Source organism: Xanthomarina spongicola, assembly GCF_003148645.1.
GTDB lineage: Bacteria > Bacteroidota > Bacteroidia > Flavobacteriales > Flavobacteriaceae > Xanthomarina > Xanthomarina spongicola.
In genome coordinates, this window is record NZ_QGGP01000002.1 from 93,245 (window position 1) to 112,356 (window position 19,112).

Annotated in this window: 13 protein-coding genes; 8 read left to right on the forward strand and 5 right to left on the reverse strand. The window is 32.2% G+C overall.

The features are described 5' to 3' along the window. Nucleotides 1-43 precede the first annotated feature (43 nt). Nucleotides 44-1,264: a TlpA disulfide reductase family protein gene (locus LX78_RS04450; protein ID WP_109681450.1), complete on the forward strand. Its 1,221-nt coding sequence runs from the start codon at nucleotides 44-46 to the stop codon at nucleotides 1,262-1,264. 220 nt (nucleotides 1,265-1,484) lie between these two features. Here LX78_RS04450 and LX78_RS04455 read toward each other — a convergent pair whose 3' ends face one another. Next, on the reverse strand, nucleotides 1,485-2,534 hold the full coding sequence (locus LX78_RS04455) for a sugar-transfer associated ATP-grasp domain-containing protein (protein WP_109681451.1): 1,050 nt from the start codon (nucleotides 2,532-2,534) through the stop codon (nucleotides 1,485-1,487). A 975-nt stretch (nucleotides 2,535-3,509) separates the two neighbouring features. Further along, the gene (gene recG, locus LX78_RS04460) at nucleotides 3,510-5,639 is read right to left on the reverse strand and encodes an ATP-dependent DNA helicase RecG (RefSeq protein WP_109681452.1); all 2,130 of its coding nucleotides are present in this window, start codon (nucleotides 5,637-5,639) and stop codon (nucleotides 3,510-3,512) included. 115 nt (nucleotides 5,640-5,754) lie between these two features. Here recG and LX78_RS04465 point away from each other — a divergent pair, with 115 nt between their 5' ends. From LX78_RS04465 to LX78_RS04480, 4 genes are all read left to right on the forward strand, one after another. Beyond that, nucleotides 5,755-7,467: a peptide-N-glycosidase F-related protein gene (locus LX78_RS04465; protein WP_221407895.1), complete on the forward strand. Its 1,713-nt coding sequence runs from the start codon at nucleotides 5,755-5,757 to the stop codon at nucleotides 7,465-7,467. Nucleotides 7,468-7,551: 84 nt separating this feature from the next. Then, nucleotides 7,552-9,552, forward strand: coding sequence for a M1 family metallopeptidase (locus tag LX78_RS04470; protein WP_109681453.1), 2,001 nt, complete (start codon nucleotides 7,552-7,554; stop codon nucleotides 9,550-9,552). Then, nucleotides 9,553-10,458 carry a patatin-like phospholipase family protein gene (locus LX78_RS04475; RefSeq protein WP_109681454.1) on the forward strand — a complete coding sequence of 302 codons (906 nt, stop codon included), beginning with the start codon at nucleotides 9,553-9,555 and terminating at the stop codon, nucleotides 10,456-10,458. After that, nucleotides 10,455-11,363 (forward strand): patatin-like phospholipase family protein, encoded by a 909-nt coding sequence (locus tag LX78_RS04480; protein ID WP_109681455.1) that lies wholly within the window; start codon nucleotides 10,455-10,457, stop codon nucleotides 11,361-11,363. Before LX78_RS04475 ends, LX78_RS04480 begins: the two co-directional genes overlap by 4 nt. A 5-nt stretch (nucleotides 11,364-11,368) precedes the next feature. Here LX78_RS04480 and LX78_RS04485 read toward each other — a convergent pair whose 3' ends face one another. After that, nucleotides 11,369-11,890: a DUF7935 family protein gene (locus LX78_RS04485; RefSeq protein WP_109681456.1), complete on the reverse strand. Its 522-nt coding sequence runs from the start codon at nucleotides 11,888-11,890 to the stop codon at nucleotides 11,369-11,371. Between the two features lie 9 nt (nucleotides 11,891-11,899). Then, the gene (locus LX78_RS04490; RefSeq protein WP_109681457.1) at nucleotides 11,900-13,468 is read right to left on the reverse strand and encodes an FMN-binding glutamate synthase family protein; all 1,569 of its coding nucleotides are present in this window, start codon (nucleotides 13,466-13,468) and stop codon (nucleotides 11,900-11,902) included. Nucleotides 13,469-13,532: 64 nt separating this feature from the next. On the opposite strand from LX78_RS04490, the gene LX78_RS04495 reads away from it, so the two are divergent. Together LX78_RS04495 and LX78_RS04500 are read left to right on the forward strand one after the other, a co-directional pair. Further along, the gene (locus tag LX78_RS04495) at nucleotides 13,533-15,092 is read left to right on the forward strand and encodes an AsmA family protein (protein ID WP_245881472.1); all 1,560 of its coding nucleotides are present in this window, start codon (nucleotides 13,533-13,535) and stop codon (nucleotides 15,090-15,092) included. A 100-nt stretch (nucleotides 15,093-15,192) separates the two neighbouring features. Then, nucleotides 15,193-17,553 carry an ATP-dependent helicase gene (locus LX78_RS04500; RefSeq protein ID WP_109681458.1) on the forward strand — a complete coding sequence of 787 codons (2,361 nt, stop codon included), beginning with the start codon at nucleotides 15,193-15,195 and terminating at the stop codon, nucleotides 17,551-17,553. Between the two features lie 4 nt (nucleotides 17,554-17,557). Here the strand turns inward: LX78_RS04500 and LX78_RS04505 are convergent, their stop codons facing one another. Continuing rightward, a complete protein-coding gene (locus LX78_RS04505) occupies nucleotides 17,558-18,433 on the reverse strand; it encodes an alpha/beta hydrolase (RefSeq protein ID WP_109681459.1) in 876 nt (291 codons plus the stop codon). Nucleotides 18,434-18,487: 54 nt separating this feature from the next. Here LX78_RS04505 and LX78_RS04510 point away from each other — a divergent pair, with 54 nt between their 5' ends. Next, entirely contained in the window at nucleotides 18,488-19,108 is a 621-nt protein-coding gene (locus tag LX78_RS04510; protein WP_109681460.1) for an L-threonylcarbamoyladenylate synthase, read from the forward strand. The last annotated feature ends 4 nt before the right edge of the window (nucleotides 19,109-19,112 follow it).

Below are 19,112 nucleotides of genomic sequence, written 5' to 3' on the forward strand. Positions count from 1 at the left end.
CAGAGCTAAGCGAAGAATCTCTTCAATATAAATAATTAGTATTATGAAAATATACCCTCTGTTTTTTATTCTCCTTGTTTTAGTTTCCTGCAAAGAGGAAAAACAACAAGTACCAAAAACCTTGCAGATAGGAACCTATCAAGCTGTTTTAAAAGTAAACGATAGTATCGACATGCCTTTTGTTTTTGAGGTGTTATCTGAAAGTAAACTAAACATCTTTAATGCTGAAGAAGTGATTGAAGTCGATGAAATAACTTATAGAAGCGATTCTATTTTTATAAAACCTCCAGTGTTCGATAGTTATATTGCAGCAGCTATTACAAATGAAGGATTAAAAGGAAGCTACATAAAAGAAGATTTAAACAGATCAGTTCCTTTTAAAGCTATCTACGGAAAGAGCAATCGGTTTGAAGCTACAAACAAAGCGACTGCAAATCTGTCTGGTATTTGGGAAACCACGTTCAGTCCAGACTCTGAAGAAGATAGATACATTGCAAAAGGTATTTTTAAACAGGATAACAACAAAGTAACCGGAACTTTTAGAACCACGACTGGAGATTACAGATACCTAGAAGGTGTTTTAGATGGCAACCAATTAAAACTTTCAACATTCGATGGTTCTCATGCCTTTCTATTTACAGCAACCGTTACAGATAGTTCTATGCATGGCATGTTCTACTCTGGAAATCATTTTAAAGAGCCTTTTACAGCAAAACGCAACGAAGCTTTCGAATTACCTGATGCTAACGATCTAACCTTCTTAAAGGAAGGTTACGAGAAAATGGCTTTTACTTTTCCAGACGAAAATGGAAATATGAAGTCCTTAGAAGACGAACGTTTTAAAAACAAAGTCGTTTTGGTGCAAATTATGGGAACCTGGTGTCCTAACTGTTTGGATGAAAGCAAGTACTTGACTAAATATTACAAAAACAATAAAGACAAAGACCTTGAGATTGTTGGTTTAGCATTTGAATACACCAAAACCGAAGACAAAGCCTTTGCTAATATCCAAAGACTGAAAAACCGATTAGATATAGAATATCCAGTGCTATTGGCCCAATTTGGTACTGCCAGCAAAGTGTCTGCTCAAGAAAAACTCCCCATGTTGAACCATGTATTAAGCTATCCAACCACTATTTTTATAGATAAAAGTGGAGTAGTACGTAAAATCCATACAGGATTTAATGGTCCAGCAACTGGGGAAAAGTATAAGGAGTTTACAACAGAGTTTGAAGAGTTTATGAATGGGTTGTTGGAGGAATAGGTTTTTTTGACCTTTCGTTTATCAGTCTAGTAGAGTTGTAAGATTAGTTTATGCTTAGGAGCTTGATATTCAGTTAATAATTAAAACCCCTGCTTTTTTATTACTTAAATACGTTAAATTCTTTTGGTCTTTTGAACCTGTAGTTTTGGTATATAATTAAAACTTTTGGGGTTAAAATTTAAAAGTAAATTATTATTAGAATGATTTAAAAACGGAAAGGTTAATTTAGTTTCCAGAGTTTTTCCCAGCCTAAATCAGTGAAACAAGGTCCTTGTGTAGCTTCAGAAAATTTAATGTCGTTATGAGACCCATTCCACTCCATTACTTGTATATTGTTATTCTCATCAAGTATCATATCCCATCCAATACTTCGAGTAAATGGAACCATTTTATGAAGATCAAGTGCAGCTTCAATACATTTGTTGAAATTTGGAATTTGTTTTTTATCAAATAAATAGTTAGTATCTGGGTGATTTTCTATTTGAATCCAATTAGTTGTGTAACCATATTTATTAAGTGTACCAGTGGCAATGTTAACAGGAACCCTTATATGTGAAGCAGATTTAACATGTGTATCTGAATCACGACCAACTCTAAGATAGCAAGCTCTAACAGATACTATCCCTTCATCATTAATAACGCTTGTAACACGTATGGTTGTAACTGAATTTGGCATGATATCTTCAAAAAATGAATGCTGTTTAATATATTTTTGTAAGACGCCATTACCTAATGATTTTAACTCTTGACTGTCGAAATTATTTTTTTCAATAAAAAAGACCCCTCTACCTTGAAGTGAATTATCAATTTTAAAAACAACCTTTTCTGATTCTTTAAATGCAATGTTCTTTACTTCCTTATCTGAAATAACTCGGTAATCTGTTGAAAACCATAATCCATTAGCATAATATAAACAATCTGGGAAAAATGAAGACTTAAAGATAAGACTGGTTAATGAATTATAATCTGCTATTACTCCATAGTTTCCTTTCAATTTTGGAACTACTATTTTACCATAATAATTGTCAGGAATCCACCCCTCTTTAAAAGTTTTAGCCATTGCACTATAAACATGAAGCCATGGAGCAAACCCTTTCCATCCTAAGATATCTGAAGCATATTCATTTGATAATTTTATAAATTTTGGATTCGTTTTTCCATTAACAGACTCAATATTTTTTAAAATTCTAAATGCAGATTTTTTGTGAGATGAATGATAACTCCAATTCTGATATTCCTCAACTAGATTTTTTGCTGTTTTTTTTATCATTTTATATTTTCTATAACGTTGATTATTATGCTCCTTTGTTACTCTTTTTTTATAAATGACAGTGCTTGTCTATATAGCTATTAGTCCTTTTTTTTTTCAAAAAAACTAAATGGAATTTAATGTCTACATATATGTTTATGTCTGTAATAGTGTTTTACAATTTAAAAATTACCTATAATTATGCAAAATGTAATTGTTATAATGTTTTGTATCAGGAGGATATGCTAAGTTAGTATTTTTTAACTAAATAGCCCATACGTAGTAATACGAATTATTGTTTCAAAATTAGTTTATAGTAGTTGTTATATAATTCAGGTAATTTTAGTATTCTATTTATTGAATTGAATTTCTGGATTTATAAACTGATATTCATTTTTGTTAATTATAATAGTAATCATTTCATTCTTAATCATTTAAATAATATCATACCTAGATGGAATCTCAAGTTTTACGAATGAATAAAACAGCTGGAAAATTTCTAAACGTAGAGTCTTTTTTGTTTCGTATTTATTATAGGTTTCCATACATGCTAGAAGTTACTCTAACATTTTGCTTTATAATAGATTCATTTGAATTATGGCTAGTTCGAACCATAACAACTAATGAGTTCTTGAATCTATCATGCTCTTTAAAGTAATTAATCAAGAAATTATTGGCCGAATTAGTGCCATATTTTATATTCTGTAAATCTCCATCTAGTTTTATAAAGTCTTACTTATTGTTTTTATATAAATATGGAAGAAGCCTCGGATATTTGCTTTTATATGGATAATGATAAGGAATAAGGTCTTTTTCGTTTAGACTATATCTGTTGGTTCTTGAGAAATTGTTGGTATAGAAATCTCATTTGTTGGTCCACAGTTAATAAAATTAATAAGGTAATGCTAAATTAGAATTTTCTGTTCAAAATTATGAGTTTGATTATAAAAATTTATATTTATCAGTAATAATATCCAAAAATAGTAACACGTATATTCAACTAATATAATTCCAGATATTCTTGTATTTGCTAAGTTGTTGGTAGGTATGCAAGATGGTTTTATATTCTGGAGCCATTAATGTTGGATCAATACTAAGTACTTTTTTAGCGTAATATCTGGCAGATTGTAAAATATCTTTATCTTTTATTAAATCAGCAATCTTGAGGTTTAAGACACCACTTTGTTGGGTTCCCATAATATCTCCTGGACCACGTAAACGTAAGTCTACTTCGGCTATTTCAAAACCATCGTTGGTTCTAGTCATAGTTTCTAAACGTACTTTGCTATCATTACTCAGTTTATGGCTCGTCATTAAAATACAATAACTTTGTTCGGCACCACGACCAACACGTCCACGTAATTGATGTAATTGCGATAATCCAAAGCGTTCGGCACTTTCTATAACCATGACTGAGGCATTAGGCACGTTTACACCAACCTCAATAACGGTTGTGGCAACCATAATATTGGTCTCGCCTTTAATAAAGCGTTGCATTTCGTAATCCTTGTCTGCAGGTTTCATTTTTCCATGCACGATGGAAATTTGATATTTAGGCATCGGAAAATCTCTTACAATACTTTCATAACCATCCATTAAATCTTTATAATCCATTTTTTCGCTTTCTTGAATTAATGGATAGACGATATAAACTTGTCTGCCTTTTTCAATTTCATCTCTAATAAATCTAAAAACGTTCAGTCGGTTTTTATCGAATCGATGAACCGTTTTTATGGCTTGTCTTCCTGGAGGTAATTCGTCGATAACTGAAATGTCCAAATCGCCATAAACAGACATGGCTAAAGTTCTAGGAATTGGCGTAGCAGTCATGACTAAGATGTGTGGAGGAGTAGGCGCTTTTTTAGTTTCATCATGGGAGGATTTAGATGGGCCTTTTTTCCAAAGTCTACTTCTTTGCTCGACCCCAAATCGATGTTGCTCATCAATAATTGCAAGCCCTAAATTTTTGAATTTCACCTTGTCCTCAAGAAGTGCATGCGTACCAATTAAGATGTCTAATTCGCCATTTTCAAGCAATTTATGAATTTCTTTTCTTTCTGAAGTGTTACTTGAGCCAGTAAGCAGTTTAATTCTGATATTCAATTTGTTAGACAGCTCAAGTAAACTGTTGTAGTGTTGGACTGACAAAATTTCAGTCGGAGCCATTAGGCAGGCTTGAAAACCGTTGTCAAGCGCTATTAGCATTGACATGAAGGCTACAATGGTTTTTCCAGAACCAACATCTCCTTGCAATAACCTATTCATCTGTGCTTTACTACCTAAATCTTGTCGAATTTCTTTTAAAACACGTTTCTGTGCGTTGGTTAATTCAAAGGGTAAATGTTCGTTGTAGAACGTGTTAAAATTGTCGCCAACAAATTTAAAAGGCAACCCTTTAATTTTCGATTTATGGATTAAATTTTTAAGTATTAATTGCAATTGAATATAGAATAATTCTTCAAATTTTAATCGGAATTGAGCTCTTGCTAATAACTCTTGATTTTTCGGAAAATGGATGTTAAAAACAGCTTCGGATTTGGATATTAATTTAAGTTCAGAAATGATATTTTCAGAAAGAGATTCTTGAAATCGACCCTTTGTTTCAATAAACAATTGTTGCATGATTTTATTAATCACACGATTGGTAATGCCTTTATTTGTTAGTTTCTCTGTTGAAGGGTAAATTGGCTGCATTGCTGAACGCAAATTCTTCTCATGCTCTTCCAGGAATTCCATATCTGGATGCGGCATACTAAAAACACCATTAAACCAATTGGTTTTTCCAAAAACTACATAAGGTTTCTTGAGTTTTAAGCTTTCACGAATCCATTTTTGTCCTCGAAACCATACTAATTCCATAGTTCCTGTTTCGTCTTTAAATATTGCTACTAGGCGTTTTCCACGTTTTTGAGCTACTTCTTTTAGACTAATTATTTCGCCAACAATTTGAACTTCTGTGCTGTTTCTTTGTAACTGATTGATTTTATAATATTGGGTTCTGTCTAAATATCTGTTTGGAAATAAGTTAATTAAATCTTGATATGTGTGAATGCCTAATTCCTTCCGTAGTAAATCTGCTCGATTTGGACCGACACCTTTTAAATAATCTATAGGAGTTTGTAGCATTTTAAGGCTAAAATGAATTAATTGTTGGTAAAACTAAATCTAAATTACAAGTTTATGGTAAAAAACACTAATATTTTATAACTTGCTAGAAATTACTAATTAAACTATTTTTTAAATGAAATTTCTATCTAATGTTAAGGTGCTGTCTGTGATTACGCTTATGTTTGTTTTGTTTTGTTGTAGTAGCGATGATTCTTCACAAGGCACTACCACACCAACTCCAACGCCAGGAATAATTTTAACTGGTGCTGTTTCTCCTTTTGCTGAAACGGATGTTTTAAGTTTTTCCGAGTCTCAAAGTGTGCAGGTAAAAGGTATGAATTTAACGGCTAATTTGACGATTGACACAGATTCTAATTTTCAAATATCTTTAGATGATATATCTTTTACAACAAATCTGATTATTGATAAAGATGATGCAAATTCAGGAAATCAAACCATTTATGCGCGTTTTGCTCCTGCTGAGTCTGCAGTTGGCTCTAATGAGGGACAGATAGTTTTTAAAAGCGATGGTGCAGCTTCTAAAACGTTAAACTTGAGTGGTGTAGGAGTAAGTATTACGCCAGTTATTACTGTAAGTGAAGAAGAATTGGATTTTGGGGATGTAGCAAATGCAACTCCATCAGAATCTTTAACTTTGAATGTTAATGGAGACAATCTAGTCAATAATATCTCACTATCAACTACTAGTCCTTTTGAGATTTCTTTAGATAATGTAGTTTTTAGTACATCTCTTCAAATAGATGCAGCAAATGCGAATGATGATACTTTGATCTATCTAAGGTATACACCTTCTGCAGTTGGTACGGAAACAGGATTGCTAACGCTTCAAAATGATTTAACAGATGATGTTTCTGTTTTGTTAAAGGGAGTTGGGTTGCCGGTTACTCATAACTATGTAGCATTCGATAATGAACATTTAGCATTTGGTGGTGGTTTTAGCCAATCTTCTGAGCAAATAATTACTTTGCATGACGATATTTCAAATATTGAAACCATTAATATGTATGTGCAATTAGATTGTCCTTCTGGAGGTTGTGATGCGTGGGATGTTTTTGCGAATATTTCTGTTCGAGATGAAGACTCTAATGATTGGTATGAAATAGGGAGGTATATTACACCTTATGGAGTTGATAATAGCGATTTAGAAAGAGGTTTCATGATTGATGTTACAGATTTCAAATCTTTATTAATTGGAGAGTTAGAATTAAGAGCTTATATAGAGGTTTGGGGTTCTGACGGGTGGAATCTTTCAGTTGATTTTGATTATATTGAAGGAACGCCAGATTATCCTTATTATGCTATTGCAGAAGTGTTGCAGTATAATGAAAACTCTTTAGAAGGCGTAATATATGGAGAAGATGATTCAGCTTTCGTTTTAGCAAAATCTATTTCTATACCTGTTAATGCTGAAAGCACACATTTAAGAACTATTATTTCAGGTTGGGGTCACGCAACTCCAAGCGATTCTGATGGTCGTCCTTGTGCAGAATGGTGTTATAGAACGCATGATGTTATAATAAACAATGTAGACATGTTTCAACATAATATGGGGCCAATTGGATGTGCTTCTAATCCAGTAAGTCCACAGAATGGAAACTGGCAACCAGATAGAGCTGGATGGTGTCCAGGAATGGCAGTTCCTGTAAGAATAGATGAATTCGATTCATCCATGGCTGGAAATACGTTTGGATTTAAATATGATTTTGAGGATTGGGTTAACGATTTGCAGTCAACAGCAGATAATGTTCATGCATATTATGCAATTTCAACTTTTGTAGTTGTAAAAAGTGATACACCAATTGCTAAGCCAAATGTAACACTTTAATATTTAGCTAAAATTATTATATGAAAAAGCACGTTAATTATTAACGTGCTTTTATTTTGGCTTAAGGTTTGCTATATTCAACCTATGAAAATATTTATCTGTATTTGTGTTTGTTTTACTGCTATGTTTTCATTGGCTCAACAAACGGAATCTGTTAATTTTACTCGTGCCAAGGCTAATTTAAGTTTCGATATGGATTCTTCTAAGGTATTTGGATTAGTAGAATATCAATTTAAAATTTTAAAATCTGTAGACTCCGTTTTTATAGATGCAATAATTATGAATTTTGATGACGTATTGCTTAACAATAAAGAAGTGGCTTTTAAAAACAATAAAAAGCAGCTTGTGGTTTATTCTAGATATGTAGCTGGCGAAACCTATCAATTAAGCTTTAAATATAATGCTAAACCCAAAAAGGCAATGTATTTTATTGGTTGGAATAATGAAGCACCAAACCAAATTTGGACTCAAGGGCAAGGAAAATACACAAGTAATTGGCTGCCTAGTTTAGATGATACCAACGATAAAATAGAGTTTGATTTATCGATTACATTCGATAACGATTATGAAGTGATTTCGAACGGTATCCTTATAAATAAAGAGGTCGAGGCAGATAATACAGCTTGGCATTTTGATATGAAAGAGCCTATGTCAAGTTATTTAGTGGCTTTAGTAATAGGGAAATATAACAAAGTAGAAGAGGCTTCAAACAGTGGAGTACCTCTTGAAATGTACTACTATCCTAAAGATTCCTTAAAAATAGAATCAACTTACAGATATAGCAAACAGATGTTTGATTTTCTTGAAAATGAAATTGGTGTGGCTTATCCTTGGCAAAATTATAAACAGATTCCTGTACACGATTTTCTTTATGCAGGAATGGAAAACACAAGTGCAACTATTTTTTCTGATGCATTTGTAATCGATTCTATAGGTTTTGTAGACAGAAATTATGTGAATGTGAATGCACACGAATTAGCACATCAATGGTTTGGCGATTATGTAACTGCCAAAAGTGGAGAACATCATTGGTTGCAAGAGGGTTTTGCTACTTATTATGCGTTATTGGCTGAAAAAGATGTGTTTGGTAAGAATTATTATTACTGGAGAATGTACGAATATGCTCAGGAGCTAATGGATCAAAACAGATCTGGAAGTAGTACTTCGTTGTTAAATCCCAAATCTAGCAGTACCACTTTTTATAAGCGTGGTGCTTGGGCTTTGCATGTTTTAAGAGAAGAAGTTGGTGATAAAGATTTTAAGAATGCAGTAAAAAGCTACTTAGAAGCGCATCCTTTTGCAAATGTGGAAACATCTGATTTTATTTCAGAAGTAGAAAAAGCCAGTGGGAAAGATTTAACTGAATTTGTAAATACTTGGTTGGTTCAAGTTGAATTCCCAATAGATAAAGCCTTTGAAAGTTTGATGCAATCTACTTTTATTCAGGAGTATGAAATGGTAGATTGTGAGTTATTAACATCTAAATGCGATTATTATTTAACAGCTCCTATTTCAGATCAGGCTAAGCGTAAAGTCATTTCTCAAATACCAGATAGAGTTACTTCAGAAGTGTTCAAAGGTTCTTTAATGGCAAGACAAGCCATTGCGCAAAACGTGACAGAAATACCTTTAAATCTCAAAATTAATTACGAATCATTATTAAAAGATTCTTCATATCTAACTATTGAATCTGCACTATATCATTTATGGATTAATTTCCCAGAAGATAGAGAAATGTATTTGAATGAAACTAGTAGTATTGTAGGTTTAAGCGACAAGAATGTTAGGCAGCTTTGGTTGGCTTTGGCGCTTTCAACACCTGCTTATCAAGTAGGTAAAAAAGAAGATTTTCTAAATGAATTAATAAGTTATTCAGCTCCAAAATACGGTTTCGAAGTAAGACTCGCGGCATTTAATTATTTAAACTCTTTGGGCATCTTTAATGAGCAAATTTTGTCTAATTTAGTGGAGGCATCAAATCATTATAACTGGCAATTTAAAAAGTATACAAAAAATATGTTGGAAGAGTTGTCTAAAAATCCAGACTATCAAAATATTATTTTAAGATTACAAAATTCAAAATAAATGAGAGCATTGGTCATTTCGGGAGGAGGAAGTAAAGGTGCGTTTGCTGGAGGCGTTGCTCAATATTTAATTGAAAATAGAGCACATAAATACGATATTTTTATTGGCACATCTACTGGTAGTTTGTTGGTGTCTCATTTGGCATTAAAAAATGTTGAGAAAATTAAAGAAGTATATACGAATGTCAATCAAAATTCAATTTTTAGTTTGTGTCCATTTAAGATAAAGAGAAAAAAAGGGTTAGAAACTATTAGTATCAATCATGTTAATGTGTTGAAAAACTTGGCTAGAGGCCGAAAAACATTTGGCGAAAGTTTTAACCTTAAAAAGCTTATTAAAAACACATTGTCGGAAACAGAGTTTAATCAATTAAAGGCATCAGGTAAAGATGTAGTTATAACAGTCTCTAACTTATCTTTAAACCAAGTAGAGTATAAGTCTATTAAAGATTTTGACTATGAAGCATTTTGTGAGTGGGTTTGGATTTCCTGTAATTACACACCATTTATGTCTTTAGTTAAGAAAGATGGTTGCGAGTATGCTGATGGAGGCTTGGGCTCTATGGTGCCAATAGAAGAAGCTATAAAGCGAGGTGCAACACATGTTGATGCTATTATTTTGCAAACAGAAATTACGCACTTAAATAGAATGCCTTCAACTAACGCATTTTCTTTATTAACAAATATGTTTGCTTTTATGTTAGATAGAATTGAAAGTCAGAATATTAGAATCGGAAAGTTTGTTGCTTCAAATCAAAAAGCAATTATAGATTTTTATTACACACCAACTGTATTGACAACAAACGCATTAATTTTTAATAAAGAAAAGATGACAACTTGGTGGCAAAGTGGGTTTAAATTTGCTAAATATAAAAACGAAGAAATAAGTCCATTAGAAACAGAATGAGAGCATTAGTAATATCAGGAGGAGGAAGTAAAGGTGCTTATGCTGGAGGTGTGGCACAATACCTTATGGAAAATCAAGGGAGTAAGTATGATATGTTTTTAGGAACATCTACAGGAAGCTTGTTGATACCGCATTTAGCTGCAAATAATATTCCTAAACTGTATGATATTTTTACAAACGTACAACAGCATGATATTTTTAGTGTGAGTCCGTTTGTACAGCATAAAAAAGGGAAAAGAGAATATGTGTCAATAGATTTTTTAAATTCTATGTGGCAATTTATTAAAATGAAGAGAACCTTTGGTGAGAGTAAATCATTACGAAGAAATATTAAGCGAAATTTTACAAGAGAAGAGTTTGATGAAATTAGAAGAACAAAAGAAGATGTTGTTGTTACAGTTACTAATTTATCTAGAAATAAAGCTGAATATAAATCTATAAATGATTGTAGTTATGAGGAGTTTTGTAACTGGATATGGATTTCATGTAATTATGTGCCATTTATGTCTTTGGCAAAAGTAAATGGTTATGAATATGCAGATGGAGGTTTAAGTTGTGTGGTTCCAATAAGAGAAGCAGTAAAGCGTGGTGCAACAGAGGTAGATGCTATTATTCTGGAGTCTGAACACATGGAGCACAACAAGGTTTTAGGTAAAAACCCATTTTCATTAATGATGAATTTATTTGGACATTTAATGGATCAGGTTGAAAAACACGATGTGGTTATTGGAAAGCTGGCAGCAAAAAACAATGGTGTAAAATTAAATCTGTATTTCACACCAACTAAACTCACTGAAAACTCATTGATTTTTAGTAAGGATTTAATGCAAGAATGGTGGAAAAAAGGGTTTGATTATGCCGAAATGAAATTTAATGAATCTGCAAAAACTATTGTAGATAATTAATGTATCTACCACATATCATTTACTTCTTGTTTAATAAAAGATAAGGCAGCATCACTTGGTGCTCTTTTCTCCATCATTTCAGTTAAAATAACTTCTCTTAGTTTGTTCGAGGTATCCGTTTTTTCAAGTAAACTAGCCTTTCTTACTAATTGAATAGTAGCGTTTTTTGCAGCTACAATAATGTTCCAACAATCGTCGCTTATGTATATTTGCTGAGATAAATTGTGTTCAAATTCTTGTTCAATTGATGCTATAAGTAAGCTCTCGTAATCTTCTTTGTTTGAAGAATTTGGACTCATTCTTATTAATAATTTTGAAGGTGTAATTCTCTCTAAAAACAAAGCCATACGTTCATAGGCTTGTAGTCGTAAAGGCATAGCATTTACTTGCATATCTTTATGCAATAAAAAACGCCTTCTACCATCTTCATTTTTTGTGTGCTCTTTAAAAAAATAGTATGCTATCAAACCTGTAATAAGTGTAGGAATAGCAAACATAAATAAGTCAATAATTCTTTCGGAATCCATAAGTAGATTTTAGTTTTTGGTATTAATTTTACCTCCCAAATATAAACAATCTTTTAAATCTTGCATAGAAGTAAATGGAACAGGAACTTTGTGGTACATATAAGTTCTGTCTAATTCTTTAGATAAATGCTGGTCATCAACATTTACATCAATATCACTCATTTTAAACTGACAAGGATGTTCGTAACCAGCAGCATGAGTAATTTCTACTAATTCTTTTCTAAACGTTTTAAAATATTGGGCTAGGCGTTCAGATTTTAAAGTTGGATCAATACCATTTTGTAACCATTTGCTTTGGGTAGCAATACCACTAGGACAACGATTGGTATGACAAACTTGTGCCTGTATGCATCCAATACTCATCATGGCTTCACGGGCTACATTAATACAATCGGCTCCCATGGCAAAGGCCATTGCAGCTTTTGCTGGAAAACCTAGTTTTCCACTACCAATAAATACAATTCGCTCGCACAAATCTCTTTCTTTAAACATTTTGTACAAATCGCTAAAACCATATACCCAAGGTAATGAAACATGGTCTGCAAAACTTGGTGGAGCGGCTCCAGTACCACCTTCGCCACCATCTACTGTTATAAAATCTGGTCCTTTTCCAGTTTTTTGCATAATGGCTGCTAACTCTTTCCATTGATCTAATTTTCCAATGGCTGCTTTAATACCAACTGGTAGTCCAGTCTTTTCAGCTATGTCTTCAATAAAATCAACTAATTCTTGAACATTGGAGAAAGCAGAATGGTTAGGAGGTGAAAGCACATCTTTTCCTAAAGGAACATGGCGAATATTTGAAATTTCTTGAGTTATTTTAGCTGCAGGTAAAACACCACCTTTTCCTGGTTTAGCTCCTTGAGAAAGCTTTACTTCAATAGCTTTTATAAAAGGATTTTTATTTACTAAATCTATTAACTTTTCCATCGAAAAATTACCATCGTCACCTCTTACTCCAAAATAACCTGTTCCAAAATGAAAAATAACATCTCCTCCATTGCTGTGATAAGGAGATAAGCCACCTTCACCTGTATTATGATATGCTCCAGCTATTTTTACACCTTTGTTCATCGATTCTACTGCTCTGGCTGAAAGAGAGCCAAAACTCATAGCAGATACATTTATTACAGAAGCTGGACGATAAGGTTTTTTTCGTTGGTTGTAGGCTCCTATAACTTTTGCGCAAGGCAGGAACGTTTTATCAATGCTATTTGGGTGGTTTTCATCAATCTTATAAGGCATCATAGCATTGTTTATAAAAATATGCTGATGCGAATAAATGTCTCTATCTGTGCCAAATCCTTCGTAATTATTTTCTTTTTTTGCCGAAGCATAAATCCAACTACGTTCTATTCTATTAAAAGGAAGTTCTTCTCTATTGTTAGCCACAAAATATTGACGAATTTCTGGACCAATATTTTCCATTAAATACCTTAAATGGCCAATAATTGGAAAATTATGACTAATAGTATGTTTTTTTTGGATAAATACATCGCGAATTGCAACCAATACTAAACCTATTAGAATCCATTGCCACCAACTAATATCGCCTAGAAAATTTAAAACTGAACTCATAATTCATAATAATTTTGAGTAAATATATTTAAAATAAACTTGAAAAAATGGATATCTTTATGAAATGGGCAAGCAAAAAAGTAATTGGTTAAAATTTTTTGGAATTATTGCAATTATTCTTGTTTTAGTTGTTTTTATAGCACAGTATGTGATAAAATCTAAGATTGAAAGGGTGTTGTCTACCAATTTACCAGAAACAATAAATGTAACTTACAGCGACTTACATTTAAGCATTTTAAAAGGAAAAATAGAGGTAGAAGATATTAAACTTACCAATTTTGGAAAAACAATAAAAAAACCAAATGCACAAATTAACATAGAGCAACTCTCCATTAATGGATTAAGTTACTGGAATTATTTATTGAGTAATTTGATTCAGATAGATGAGATTTACTTGAAGAATCCTAATATTTCCTATTATCACAACCCATTGATTCCAAATGAAGAATATCTAACTTCTAATAAGAAATCTATAAGTAAACAGATCCAAATTAAAGAAATTAATATTGATAAAGGTCATGTATTAGTGATGGATTCTGAAACAGATTCATTAAAGTTCCAAACAGAAAACATCTATTTAAAGCTAGAAAAAATAGTTTTTAATCAAGAAACTCAAACACGTAAGATTCCTTTTGATTATGATAATTATCAGATAAATTTTGATTCGTTTTTTGGACAGTTAGGAGACTATGAATGCCTAACTGTTAAACATGGGAAATTAACCAAAGATGCAACAGAACTAACAAGTTTAAGACTTTATACAAAATATACTAAAGAAAAATTATCTAGAATTATTCCTTTTGAGCGAGACCATTTTAATTTACGAATAGATTCTGTACAAGTAGAAAAACCACATTTTGGAATTATAGAGGATTCCATTTGGCAGTTTTCTAGTAATAAAGTAGCGTTTTTTAAACCAGATTTTAATGTGTATCGAGATAAATTGGTAGCAGACGATAAACGTATAAAACCTCTTTACAGCAAGATGCTTCGTAATTTAAAAATGGATTTAACCATAGATAACGTATTAATTCATGATGGAGATATTATTTATTCTGAAAGAGTAAAGGTTAATAGAAAAGCAGGTGAAATTACTTTCTCTAAGTTTAATGCAGACATTAAAAATGTAAGTAACACTTATCAATCACCTACCAAAACAACCCTAAATTTTGACATGTTATTTATGAAACATGCACCACTTGAAGTGGTTTGGTCTTTTGATGTTAATAATTTATCAGATTTGTTTGAATTTCAAGCAGAAATCGGACTGCTTCAAGCAAGATATTTAAACACTTTTACGGAACCTAATTTAAATGCACGATTAGAAGGTGAATTAGATAAAACTTATTTTACAATTTCAGGTACTGATGATACTTCGACTATAGATTTTAAAGTGAGATATAAAGACTTTGATGTCACTGCCTTGAAAGACAATGGTAAAGACAAAAATAAATTCCTAACAGATGTTGCAAAATTATTTGTTAATAAAAGCAGTCAATCTAAAAAGCATCCCTTTAAAGAAGCTGTAAAACACAATATTGAACGCAATAAAACAAAATCTGCATTTAATTTTATTTGGATAAGCGCACGTGCTGGATTATTAAAAACTATGACAGTAGAATAATTAGTCTCTAAGCAAGTTTTAAATTGTTTATAATTATTCATAATTCTAGCCCTTAAAAAGACTTACAATAGTTATTTTTAGCTTTTAAAATGAAAGAGATTTGGAGAAGTATTTAAGTCAGTTAAACGACGCACAGTTAGCACCAACTTTACAAAAAGATGGTCCTATGATAGTAATAGCAGGAGCAGGTTCTGGGAAAACAAGAGTGTTAACCTATAGAATTGCTTATTTAATGAGTCAAGGAGTCGATGCGTTTAATATTCTGGCATTAACATTCACCAATAAAGCAGCTCGGGAAATGAAAGAGCGTATTGCAACTATTGTTGGTACGAGTGAAGCTAAAAATTTGTGGATGGGAACCTTTCACTCCGTTTTTGCTAAAATATTGCGTTTTGAAGCAGATAGACTAGGTTATCCAAGTAATTTTACCATTTATGATACTCAGGATTCCGACAGATTAATAGCATCTATTATCAAAGAGATGAATCTGGACAAGGATCTCTATAAATACAAACAGATTCGTTCCAGAATTTCATCTTATAAAAATAGCCTAATTACAGTAAAGGCCTATTTTCAAAATCCAGAACTTATTGAAGCAGATGCCATGGCTAGGCGTCCAAAAATGGGTGAAATTTATAAAAACTATGTAGATAGATGTTTCAAGGCAGGAGTCATGGATTTCGACGATTTGTTATTGAAAACCAACGAACTACTAACACGTTTCCCAGATGTTTTAGCCAAGTACCAAGATAAATTTCGATATATTTTGGTAGATGAGTATCAAGATACAAACCATAGTCAGTATTTAATTGTTAGAGCTCTTTCAGATCGTTTTCAAAATATTTGTGTGGTTGGAGACGATGCACAAAGTATATATGCCTTTCGTGGTGCGAACATTAATAATATTTTAAATTTTCAGAAGGATTATGATGATGTGAAACTCTTCAGGTTAGAGCAAAATTATCGTTCTACAAAAAACATTGTCAATGCAGCCAACTCAATCATTGATAAAAACCAAACCAAACTTGATAAGGTAGTTTGGACTGCAAACGATGAAGGTGCAAAAATAAAAGTGAACCGTTCTTTAACAGATGGAGACGAAGGCAGATTTGTAGCTAGTTCCATTTTCGAAAACAAAATGCAAAATCAATTAATGAATAGCGATTTTGCTGTGTTATATAGAACCAACGCACAATCTCGTGCTATTGAAGATGCTTTACGAAAACGAGATATTCCTTATAGAATTTATGGAGGATTATCTTTCTATCAACGAAAGGAAATTAAGGATGTCTTGTCTTATTTACGTTTAATAATAAATCCGGCTGACGAAGAAGCGTTAAAACGTGTTATTAATTATCCAGCAAGAGGAATTGGTCAAACAACTCTTGATAGGTTAATTGTAGCTGCAAATGGCTATAATAGATCAATTTTTGAAGTTCTTCAGAATATCGATAAAATAGACATTAACATTAATTCTGGAACTAAAAATAAACTAAAAGACTTTGTAACCTTAATTGAAAGTTTCCAAGTATTAAACCAAACAGCGAATGCCTTTGAATTAGCTGAACATGTAACAAAAGCGAGTGGTTTAATTCGTGAGTTTAATAAGGATGGTACACCTGAAGGTGTTGCCAGAATGGAAAATATTGAAGAGCTCTTAAATGGGATGAAGGATTTTGTTGAAGGACAAAAAGAAATTGTTGATGCCACTGCGACTTTAGCTGAATTTTTGGAAGATGTGGCTCTTGCAACCGACTTAGATGCTGATAAAGGAGATGCAGACCATGTGGCTTTAATGACCATTCATTTAGCGAAAGGCTTAGAATTTCCGTATGTGTATATAGTTGGTTTGGAAGAAGATTTATTTCCAAGTGCTATGAGCATGAATACAAGAAGTGAGCTAGAGGAGGAGAGACGTTTGTTTTATGTAGCATTAACAAGAGCCGAAAAGCAAGCCTATTTAACATATGCATTATCACGTTATCGTTGGGGGAAATTAATCGATTCTGATCCAAGTCGTTTTATTGAAGAAATTGACGAAGAATATCTGGATATTATTACACCTATCGAAGAACGACGATTTAATCCTATGTTAGACCCAGATATTTTTGGAGACGATATTCCAGAAACTAGAAGAGTAGCAGACGCAAATAAAATCCGATTTAAAAAACCTGTTCAGCCATCTTATAAGAAAAAGCTATCTTCAAAAGAAAGAGCATCTGAAAAAATAACTATAACTACACCAAAAAACCTGAAGCCAGTTAGCGAAACAGGTGGTAAAGCAAATTTATTTGATAGTAAATTAGCAGTAGGAAATTTAGTGGAACATTTACGTTTTGGTAAAGGTGAAGTTTTAAAGATAGAAGGTGCAGGAAGTGATACCAAAGCCGAAATAAAATTTGATAAGGGTGGTGTTAAAAAATTATTACTTCGTTTTGCGAAATTGGAAATTATTGGTTAAAAACTTAATCGAAATGCGCTTCAATAAAAGCTTTTAGCTTGAAGCTTGTGTCTAGTAAATCCAGCCCAATCCAGCCATGACCAGCATTAGGATATAAAGTAAACTCATGAGTTACACCTAAATCTTGTAGTTTATCTCTCATGGCAGTTCCTTGAGTTGTTGGCACCAATGGATCCAAACCACCATAAAACAATATTGTAGGAGGAGCAGATGCAGTAACTCTATGATACGGACTTACTTCTTCAAGGTATTCTGTAGTAGCATCTAAACCATATAAATCTAATAAAATCTGTAACTCTGGATTTGTATTATTCAAATAAGCAGGATCGGTAAAATTGGTTGGGCCAACAATACTGCAAACCATATCAATATTATTATTCACATCAAATGCATAACTCCATAATAGGGACAAATGTGCACCAGCACTTACTCCTATAAACGCAAAATCATCATCAATTACATAGTAATCCTGTTTTGTTTTTAAATGATTAATGATTGAAGTAATATCGTTTATTTGCATAGGATAAGGTTGATTATTCTCATCAGCAAGTCTATAATTAATGTTTACTATTCCCATATTAGGGAATTCGCTTCGTAAAAAGTCTTTAAAACCATTCATGTCATTTTTATCACCAGCAGACCAACCTCCACCATGTACCAGAATCATGACTTCTGTTTCTAATGTTCTATTTGCTGGTAAATATATATCGAATACTTGATCGCTATTATTACCATAAGGCACGTTAAGTTCTTGGTAATATTCAAGTGGATTTAAGTTGTTGTCAGGATTATTTGTTCCATTTTCAGTATCATCAGAAGAACATGAAACTAAAGAGATAATAAGAAATAATAGAAATAAGTAGTTTTTAATAACCTTCATAAAAGATATAATTAATTACTTTGCATAAGTTAACGAATTTTTGAGACATATAGTATGGCTGAGTTTATTAAAATATATGAAGAGAACCCGAATCCTAAAGAGATAGCGAAGGTTGTAAAGGTATTAAAAGCAGGAGGATTGATAATTTATCCAACAGATACAGTTTATGGATTAGGATGCGATATCAATAATTTAAAGGCTTTAGAGCGTGTTGCTAGGATTAAGAATGTGAAATTAGAAAAATCTAATTTTTCATTTATATGTGAAGATTTAAGTAATTTAAGCGATTATGTAAAGCAAATAGATACATCTACTTTTAAAATCTTAAAAAGAGCACTTCCAGGTCCATACACGTTTATTCTTCCAGGAGCTAAGTCCTTACCACATCCATTTAAAAAGAAAAAAACAGTTGGTATTCGTGTGCCAGATAATAAAATAGCCATTGAAATTGTTAAACAATTAGGCAATCCTATTATTTCTACATCTATTCATGATGAAGATGAAGTATTAGAATATACTACAGATCCAGAACTTATTTATGAAAAATGGAAAGACAAAGTAGAATTAGTTATTGATGCTGGTTATGGAGATAATCACGCTTCTACTGTTATAGATTTATCTGAAACTGAACCAATTATTGTAAGGGAAGGCAAAGGAAGTTTAGAGATATTTTAATTAG